Source organism: Bradyrhizobium sp., from assembly GCF_049798375.1.
Lineage (GTDB): Bacteria > Pseudomonadota > Alphaproteobacteria > Rhizobiales > Xanthobacteraceae > Bradyrhizobium.
Genome location: NZ_JBARGP010000628.1, coordinates 1 through 4,475, shown reverse-complemented (window position 1 = coordinate 4,475; position 4,475 = coordinate 1). Strand labels below are relative to the sequence as shown.

At 63.5% G+C, this 4,475-nt stretch carries 6 protein-coding genes and 1 pseudogene; 4 read left to right on the top strand and 3 right to left on the bottom strand.

All coding sequences use genetic code 11. The features are described from left to right. Nucleotides 1-43: 43 nt before the first annotated feature. Both leuC and WA702_RS24830 read left to right on the top strand, forming a co-directional pair. On the top strand, nucleotides 44-1,450 hold the full coding sequence (gene leuC, locus WA702_RS24835) for a 3-isopropylmalate dehydratase large subunit (RefSeq protein WP_425113188.1): 1,407 nt from the start codon (nucleotides 44-46) through the stop codon (nucleotides 1,448-1,450). Nucleotides 1,451-1,628: 178 nt separating this feature from the next. After that, the gene (locus tag WA702_RS24830) at nucleotides 1,629-1,853 is read left to right on the top strand and encodes a hypothetical protein (RefSeq protein WP_425113187.1); all 225 of its coding nucleotides are present in this window, start codon (nucleotides 1,629-1,631) and stop codon (nucleotides 1,851-1,853) included. A gap of 84 nt (nucleotides 1,854-1,937) precedes the next feature. Here WA702_RS24830 and WA702_RS24825 read toward each other — a convergent pair whose 3' ends face one another. The 3 genes from WA702_RS24825 to WA702_RS24815 form a co-directional block, all read right to left on the bottom strand. Continuing rightward, nucleotides 1,938-2,678 (bottom strand): hypothetical protein, encoded by a 741-nt coding sequence (locus tag WA702_RS24825; RefSeq protein ID WP_425113186.1) that lies wholly within the window; start codon nucleotides 2,676-2,678, stop codon nucleotides 1,938-1,940. A 303-nt stretch (nucleotides 2,679-2,981) separates the two neighbouring features. Continuing rightward, nucleotides 2,982-3,221: a hypothetical protein gene (locus tag WA702_RS24820; protein WP_425113185.1), complete on the bottom strand. Its 240-nt coding sequence runs from the start codon at nucleotides 3,219-3,221 to the stop codon at nucleotides 2,982-2,984. A 251-nt stretch (nucleotides 3,222-3,472) separates the two neighbouring features. After that, nucleotides 3,473-3,742 carry a hypothetical protein gene (locus WA702_RS24815; protein WP_425113189.1) on the bottom strand — a complete coding sequence of 90 codons (270 nt, stop codon included), beginning with the start codon at nucleotides 3,740-3,742 and terminating at the stop codon, nucleotides 3,473-3,475. Nucleotides 3,743-3,900: 158 nt separating this feature from the next. Here WA702_RS24815 and WA702_RS24810 point away from each other — a divergent pair, with 158 nt between their 5' ends. Together WA702_RS24810 and WA702_RS24805 are read left to right on the top strand one after the other, a co-directional pair. Further along, the gene (locus WA702_RS24810; RefSeq protein WP_425113184.1) at nucleotides 3,901-4,299 is read left to right on the top strand and encodes a metallopeptidase family protein; all 399 of its coding nucleotides are present in this window, start codon (nucleotides 3,901-3,903) and stop codon (nucleotides 4,297-4,299) included. A gap of 66 nt (nucleotides 4,300-4,365) precedes the next feature. After that, a pseudogene (locus WA702_RS24805) lies at nucleotides 4,366-4,475 on the top strand (3-isopropylmalate dehydratase small subunit); the annotation flags it as partial.

Here is a 4,475-nt window from a genome sequence, read left to right as displayed (position 1 = left end):
CGTTTCCTTCTCAGCCATAGCTACATCCCGGGAGCTTTTGCTCATGTCCAAACCGACCACGCTGTACGACAAGATCTGGAACGATCATCTGGTGCATGAAGCCGACGACGGCACCTGCCTGCTCTATGTCGATCGCCACCTGGTCCACGAGGTGACCTCACCGCAGGCTTTCGAAGGCCTGCGCGCCACTGGGCGCAAGGTGCATGCGCCGGAGAAGACGCTCGCCGTCGTCGACCACAACGTGCCGACCACCGATCGCACCAAGCCGAACCCCGATCCCGAGAGCATCGAGCAGATCAAGGCGCTGGCCGACAACGCCAAGGAATTCGGCATCGAATATTTCAACGAGTTCGACAAGCGCCAGGGCATCGTCCACGTCATCGGCCCGGAGCAGGGCTTTACGTTGCCCGGCACCACCATCGTCTGCGGTGACAGCCACACCTCGACGCATGGCGCGTTCGGCGCGCTGGCGCACGGCATCGGCACCTCCGAGGTCGAGCACGTGCTGGCGACGCAGACGCTGATCCAGAAGAAGGCCAAGAACATGCGCGTCACCGTCGACGGCAAATTGCCGGAGGGCGTGACCGGCAAGGACATCATCCTGGCCATCATCGGCGAGATCGGCACCGCGGGCGGCACCGGCTACGTGCTGGAATATGCCGGCGACGCCATTCGCGCGCTGTCGATGGAAGGCCGCATGACGGTCTGCAACATGTCAATCGAGGGCGGCGCCCGCGCCGGTCTCGTCGCGCCCGACCAGAAGGCCTACGACTTCCTGCGCGATCGGCCGAAATCGCCAAAGGGCGCGGCCTGGGATGCGGCGATGCGCTACTGGGAGAAGCTGCGCTCCGACGAGGGCGCGCATTTCGACCACGAGCTGCGGCTGGATGCGGCCAAGCTGCCGCCGATCGTCACCTGGGGCACCTCGCCCGAGGACGTGATCTCGGTGACCGGCATGGTGCCAGATCCCGACCAGATCGCGGACGAGGCCAAGCGCCTCTCCAAGCATCGCGCGCTGAAGTATATGGGCCTGGCGGCGGGTACCAAGATCACCGACATCAAGCTCGACCGCATCTTCATCGGCTCCTGCACCAACGGCCGCATCGAGGATCTGCGCGCGGCCGCCAAGATTGCCGAAGGCAAGACCGTCGCAGCGCATGTCAACGCGATGGTCGTGCCGGGCTCCGGCATCGTCAAAGAGCAGGCCGAGGCCGAAGGTCTGGACAAGATCTTCGTCAAGGCCGGATTCGAATGGCGCGAGCCGGGCTGCTCGATGTGCCTGGCGATGAATCCGGACAAGCTGCGGCCTGAGGAGCGTTGCGCCTCGACCTCGAACCGCAACTTCGAGGGCCGCCAGGGTTTCAAGGGCCGCACCCACCTGGTGTCGCCCGCGATGGCCGCCGCCGCCGCGATCGCCGGTCACTTCGTTGACGTGCGGGAGTGGCGTTAATTGCCGCGATCGCAGCCCCGGACCGCGAGGTCCGGGACGTAACTTGATTCGTCGTGCTGCGCGCCCGAGACATCGCGCGTTTGATTTTGCCTCAAACCTGTCAGGTTTCGACAAGGACTTCTTAAAGGTCGGGCTGCACAATCCTACCTCCCAAAGCGGGAGCGCCGAGGAGTCTGTGATGGCCAACAAGCGGCAATATGTCGACCTGATCCGGGACGCCACGCCACAGCGCCGGAAAATGCCTCCGCGCAAGATCATTGCCAAGCCAGAGCCGCTCAGGGAAGAGCGACGGCTCTCCAACTGGCCGCCCGGCCGCTTTGCCAAATGGCGCCTCGAAACCTTGGTGCCGTGGAAGCTGATGCAGAAGGCCTGGCAGTTCAAGAACTGGTCCGGGACCGAGTGAAACGCAGAAAGGGCGCCTCACGGCGCCCTTTTCGTTTGAGCCATCGAGCTGCGCACATGATCTTTTGAATCATGCCCGGTTGGCTCACCGATAGTGATGGTGCCGATGATGGTGATGCCAGCGGTGCCAGTGATGCCACCGATGCCAGTGGCGATAATGACAGATGCGGCGCGGACCGTAATGGGTCCAGATCACCCGGCAGCGGTGATAATAGGGATAGTAGTAAGAGCTGTAGGCCGGATAGTAATACGCGCCGTAGAAGTGGCGATGGTGATGATGGAAGTACGGCCGATAGCCGTAGCCGCCGTGATAACCGCCGTACCTGAGACCGCCGTGACGGAAAGCAGCGCCGCCGTGGTGAAATGCCGGGCCGGCACGAAAGCCCCCGCTATGGAAAGCCGGTGCTGCGTGGAAGCCACCGCCGCCGCCGCCACCATGGAAGCCCCCGCCATGGAAACCGCCGCCACCGATCTGAACTGCTGCGCCGCCGCCTCCACCATGGAAACCGCCACCGCCGCCATGGAAGCCACCTCCACCACCATGGAAGCCACCTCCGCCTCCGCCGCCGTGAAAGCCACCGCCTCCGCCATGGAAGCCGCCTCCGCCCTGGAAGCCGGCTCCGCCGTGGAAGCCACCGCCACCACCACCACGCATCTGGACCTGGATGATATTGGAGGCCGATTTCGCCGCCGGCATGGCGCCGGGCGCGATCGGCGACATCGCTTGTGCAGGACGTCCGGATACCGTTGCAAGCGCGAACAAAGCAGCCGCTGCAACGCCGAAGCGACGGACAAGACCACCCTTCGGATCGTTCGTTCCGATCATCGTCATTACTCCTGTGAATGCAGGCAATGGAGAGCGTACAGCCATGGAGCTGGTCGACAGGCGCGATCGCTCCAAACATGAACGTAGTGATAGCGACCTGAACGCGGCATGAATGATGTTGTGCCAGACATTACCTGCGTCGTGGCGACGCACGCCGGACGAGACATCGCCGATCACGTCACAAAACTAACAACATTCGTTCCCCGCGCCTGCGACGAGATCGGATCAGCACCACAACGAATAACAGGCCCGCAATTGCGGGCCTGTTCGACGTCGATCGCGATACGCCGTGGCGCCTGGTGATCACCAATGATGACGGTGCCCGCGATGCCAGCGGTGCGGACGCCAACCGCGATGCCAGCCGCGGTGCCAGCCATGATGCCAGCCATGATGCCAGCGCACCTCCGTGGTCTGCGCCGCGGCACCCTGCTTCATCGCCGTCGCCGTGCCGGGGCCGGCCAGCGACATCGCATGCGCGGCGGGCGCGGCCAGTGCGAGCATTGCACCAACGGCCGCGACGCCCAGCAGCTTGGTTACGATCATGAACTTCTCCTTCGATCGCCTGAGATCTCACGCCGAGCGTCGCACAGGATTTTAGCCTGTCCGACGCGGCGCAGATCGGGGTCTCGGACGAGTGACGTGAAAGGGAATGAAAGACCCGCGCCGAGATGCAGAATGCGTGTCGAGGCAAAGAGGTTCCGGCACCGGCGACGACATTTGGGTAAGCGTGGCGCAACGGCCACAAAGGCTCACAGGCGACGCGTACAACTTGCAGGCAGAGCGGCAGACGCTACTCAACCACGCCAATAGCAGCTCAGGCGCGGCACGATCACGGTGCCGCTCGGACGGGCCTCCTGCACATAATGCGCATTGCAGACACGCACTGCATTCGGTCCGGGATTGTAGCGCGGCACGACATCCGGCTGCCAATGGCCTTCTTCGCGCGGATAGATCGGCACGCGCCTCAGCCGACGCTGTGCGGACACGTCCGTGCTCGCCGCGCTTCGTACCTCAGCGGCCGCGACGCGCGGCCCTGCCTGCACTGCTGTGGATGCAAGCAGCATCCCCATCAGAGCCGTCCCGACCAAAGCCATCCTCGTCCGCACCATCGCGCCCACCCGACTGCAAAATATCGCGTCCCAACGGTCCCTGTTTTCGCAAACCGCGTCAACAGCCATCAATCGATAGATGCACCGCCATAGAACCCGCGCTACAAGGCGGAATGTGGACAGAGTTGAAAGCACCCTCCCTGGCCGAGTTCGAGGCCATGGCGCATGAGGCATTCGAACGGCTGCCGGATCGGTTTCGCACCATGTGCGAGGGCGTCGTCATCCGCGTCGACGATTTCCCGACCGAGGAGGTGCTGGACGAGCTGGAGGCGGAAAGTGAGTTCGACCTGCTCGGCCTGTTCCAGGGCACCGGCCTGCCGTTCCAGAGCCAGGGCGACGTGGCGCGGATGCCCAACATGATCTGGCTGTACCGCCGCCCGATCCTGGACTATTGGGCCGAGCACGAGGAAACGCTGGGCCACATCGTCCGTCATGTCCTGATCCACGAGATCGGACACCATTTCGGGCTCTCGGACGGCGACATGGCAGCCATCGAAGCCGCTGCCGACTGAGACCTTTATTCCACGGCATATTCAGGATAGACCTGCCGCCCTGCCCGATATCGGAAGGTGCAATCGATGGACAAGTTCACTTCGCTGGAAGGCGTCGCCGCGCCCTTGAAGATCATCAATGTCGACACCGACATGATCATCCCCAAGCAGTACCTCAAGACCATCAAGCGCACCGG

Coding starts and splice junctions, on each gene's coding strand:
- leuC (WP_425113188.1), top strand. CDS start 44: ATGTCCAAACCGACCACGCTGTACGACAAGATCTGGAACGATCATCTG.
- WA702_RS24830 (WP_425113187.1), top strand. CDS start 1,629: ATGGCCAACAAGCGGCAATATGTCGACCTGATCCGGGACGCCACGCCA.
- WA702_RS24825 (WP_425113186.1), bottom strand. CDS start 2,678: ATGATCGGAACGAACGATCCGAAGGGTGGTCTTGTCCGTCGCTTCGGC.
- WA702_RS24820 (WP_425113185.1), bottom strand. CDS start 3,221: ATGATCGTAACCAAGCTGCTGGGCGTCGCGGCCGTTGGTGCAATGCTC.
- WA702_RS24815 (WP_425113189.1), bottom strand. CDS start 3,742: ATGCTGCTTGCATCCACAGCAGTGCAGGCAGGGCCGCGCGTCGCGGCC.
- WA702_RS24810 (WP_425113184.1), top strand. CDS start 3,901: ATGTGGACAGAGTTGAAAGCACCCTCCCTGGCCGAGTTCGAGGCCATG.